This window comes from bacterium, assembly GCA_040756715.1.
Classification (GTDB): Bacteria; UBA9089; UBA9088; order UBA9088; family UBA9088; genus JBFLYE01.
In genome coordinates, this window is record JBFLYE010000170.1 from 1 (window position 1) to 3,520 (window position 3,520).

3 protein-coding genes and 1 pseudogene are annotated in these 3,520 nt (G+C 39.7%); 3 read left to right on the forward strand and 1 reads right to left on the reverse strand.

The features are described from left to right. Both AB1397_06270 and groL read left to right on the forward strand, forming a co-directional pair. Window positions 1–204 (forward strand): co-chaperone GroES (locus tag AB1397_06270; protein ID MEW6482586.1); only part of this gene is annotated, 204 nt, incomplete at its 5' end. 14 nt (window positions 205–218) lie between these two features. Continuing rightward, window positions 219–1,847, forward strand: a complete 1,629-nt coding sequence (gene groL, locus AB1397_06275; GenBank protein ID MEW6482587.1) for a chaperonin GroEL — start codon at window positions 219–221, stop codon at window positions 1,845–1,847. A gap of 208 nt (window positions 1,848–2,055) precedes the next feature. Here the strand turns inward: groL and AB1397_06280 are convergent. Next, window positions 2,056–2,230 (reverse strand): annotated as a pseudogene (locus tag AB1397_06280) (2-isopropylmalate synthase). 46 nt (window positions 2,231–2,276) lie between these two features. Here AB1397_06280 and rfaD point away from each other — a divergent pair. Then, window positions 2,277–3,227, forward strand: coding sequence for an ADP-glyceromanno-heptose 6-epimerase (rfaD, locus tag AB1397_06285; GenBank protein ID MEW6482588.1), 951 nt, complete (start codon window positions 2,277–2,279; stop codon window positions 3,225–3,227). The last annotated feature ends 293 nt before the right edge of the window (window positions 3,228–3,520 follow it).

Consider the following 3,520-nt stretch of genomic DNA (forward strand, 5'->3'; position numbering starts at 1 on the left):
GATACAGCAAAGGAGAAGCCCCAGGAGGGCATTATCAAGGCTGTAGGAAAGGGGAAGAGGCTTGAGGATGGAACAATTGTCCCACTTGAGGTAAAAGTAGGGGATAAGGTTCTATTTGGCAAGTATTCGGGAACAGAGATAAAGATAGATGAGGATAACTATCTTATTATGAGAGAGGATGATGTCCTCGGAATAATTGAATAAAAGGAGGTAGATAAATTATGGCAAAACAATTAAGCTTTAATGAAGAAGCAAGAAAAGAGATTCAAAAGGGCGTAAATACCTTAGCCGATGCGGTTAAGGTAACCTTAGGTCCAAGGGGGAGGAATGTTGTCTTAGACAAGAAATTTGGCTCACCAACCATAACCTGCGATGGTGTAACCGTGGCAAAGGAGGTAGAGCTAAAGGAGCCCTTCCAGAATATGGGAGCCCAGCTTGTCAAAGAGGTTGCATCAAAGACATCAGATGTGGCAGGAGACGGAACAACTACAGCCACTGTCCTTGCCCAGGCAATATTCAATGAGGGTGTAAAGAATATTGCCGCAGGTGCAAATCCCATTGCCCTAAAGAGGGGGATTGAGAAGGCAGCTGATGCGGTGGTTTCTATGCTTAAGAAGGAGGCAAAGTCTGTTACAGAAAAGGCTCAGATGGCACAGGTTGCCACCATATCTGCCCATATGGATACAACCATTGGAAATTTGATCGCCGATGCAATGGAGAAGGTTGGAAAGGATGGGGTAATCACAGTAGAAGAAGCAAAAACCATAGAGACAACATTGGATGTGGTTGAGGGTATGCAATTTGATAGGGGCTATCTCTCTCCATACTTTGTAACCGATGCAGATAGGATGGAAACCCTCTTAGAAGAGCCATACATCCTAATCTATGAGAAGAAGCTCTCTGTAATGAAAGACCTTCTTCCTATATTAGAGAAGATTGTCCAGGCTGGAAAATCATTCTTAATAATTGCCGAGGATGTTGAAGGAGAGGCATTGGCAACCTTGGTGGTTAATAAAATAAGGGGAATTCTCAAATGCTGTGCGGTAAAAGCCCCTGGATTTGGTGACAGAAGGAAGGCAATGCTTGAGGATATTGCCATCCTTACCGGTGGCAAGATGATTGCCGAGGAGCTTGGGATAAAGCTTGAGAATATAAAGCTTGATGACCTGGGAAAGGCAAAGAGGGTAATTGTTGACAAGGAGAATACAACAATTATTGAAGGCTCTGGCAAATCATCTGATATAAAGGCAAGGATTTCCCAAATAAAGCTTCAGATTGAGGAGACAAAATCAGACTATGACAAAGAAAAGCTCCAAGAAAGGCTAGCAAAGCTTGCCGGTGGTGTTGCAGTTATAAATGTTGGTGCAGCTACCGAGACAGAGATGAAGGAAAAGAAGGCAAGGGTTGAGGATGCCCTGCATGCCACAAGGGCAGCTGTTGAGGAGGGTGTTATCCCTGGTGGTGGCATTACATTATTAAAGGGACAGGCAGAGGTAGAGAAGCTTTCCCTTCCTGGTGATGAAAAGATTGGAGCAGATATTGTTAAAAGGGCATTAGAGGAGCCACTAAGGCAGATTGTTGAGAATACAGGGCTAGAGGGCTCAATTGTGGTAGAGAGAATAAGGGAAAAGGGAGGGAATATAGGCTTTGATGCCTCAAAGAATGAATATTGTGACCTAATCTCTGCAGGCATTATTGACCCGGCAAAGGTTACTAGGGTTGCCTTGCAGAATGCCGTATCCGTTTCAGGCCTTCTTCTAACCACAGAATGCCTTGTCACAGAGATTCCAGAAAAGGAAAAGATGCCTCCTATGCCACCCGGTGGCGGAATGGGAGATATGTATTAAAATTGCGAAAAATAAAACTTGGAATTCGGGATAGAAAGGATAAATATAAAATTTTACCCTTTTTCCCGAATTCCAAACCCTGATGAAATAATAATTATAAAGAAAGATAGTATGTGTTTAGCTCCTTATATATGTTGAGCTTCCTTATTATGCTAAAGAGCCAAAGATAGAAGAGGGGGTAACTGATCATCCATGGTTAGCTAAATACATACATTGCCTCAAAATCACCCTCTGAAGCTATGGCAAATCCTGCTTCAATGATATCAACCCCAAGCTTGGCAAGCTGTTTTGCCAGGGCTAATTTCTCTGATACATTCATTGAGGCACCTAAGGGATTGCTCACCATCCCTTAATGTTGTATCAAAGATATAAACCCTATCCATAATAAAATGGATGACAGGGAAATCAATTGGTTGGTAAAATTCTAAAATGATTGTTATAACAGGTGGTGCAGGGTTTATTGGAAGCTCTATAATTTCTGAGTTAAACAGAAGAAAAGAGAGGAATATTATTGTGGTTGATAAGAGAGAAAATAGGTCTCGTAAAAATTTAGAAGGGCTTATATTTTCTTCCTATATTGACAAGGATGAATTTATTAAAAACCTAAAAAGCTTTAATCCCTCTTGTATAATCCACCTTGGTGCAATATCTGATACAACCTGCACTGATAGGGATTTGCTCATTAAAAATAATTTTGAATGGACAAAGACTTTAGCAAGATTTTCTATGGAAAATAATATAAGATTTATATATGCCTCATCAGCTGCTACCTATGGCGATGGAAAAAATGGATTTTCGGATAGCGAGGACAACATTAAAAACCTTAAGCCATTAAATCTATATGGCTATTCAAAGCATTTATTTGACCTATGGGCATTAGAAAATGGGCTGTTGGATAAGATTGTTGGGCTTAAATATTTTAATGTTTATGGAGAAGGTGAATATCATAAAGGTCATATGAGGAGCAAGGTATTAAAGGGATATTATGAAATAAAGGAAAAGGGGAGGGTTTTTCTTTTTAAGTCATATAGGGAAGAATACAAAGACGGTGAGCAGAAGAGGGATTTTATCTATATTAAGGATGCTGTTTTTATGACCCTATTCTTCCTTGAAAATCCAAAGATAAATGGCATATTTAATATTGCCACAGGAAAGTCAAGGACATGGAATTGCCTTGCCTTTGCCCTATTCAGGGCATTGGGAAAAAAGCCAAGTATTGAGTATATTGATATGCCACAGAAAATAAGAGAAAATTACCAGTATTGGACAGAAGGTCCTATCTCAAAGATAAGGAAATCAGGATATAGCAAAGAATTAACGAGCCTTGAGGATGGTGTTATGGATTATGTAAATCTCCTTGAAGAAAAATATCGGGCTTGAAGGAAATCTCTATATAGAGGGCCAAGAAAGATAATGTCAAAGGAATCCTTTAGCTTCAAAGAGAAAAGATTTGCTGTAATAACCCTTACATTATCCATTTTAAGCCCTTTTAAAGCCTCCCTTATTTTAAACTTGCCTTTTTAAGAAACCGCGAGATATAATGGGGTTATGAAAAAGAAGAAATCGAGGCAGGGGTTTATCCAAGATAAAAAAGAGATAATCATTGTTTCCTTGCTTCTTCTTGTTGCCCTTATCTTTCGCCTTATCTATCTCTCCTCTCTTAAGGCAAATGA

Excerpts from the sequence above, each read along its gene's own strand:
- rfaD (MEW6482588.1), top strand. The coding sequence starts at position 2,277 with ATGATTGTTATAACAGGTGGTGCAGGGTTTATTGGAAGCTCTATAATT.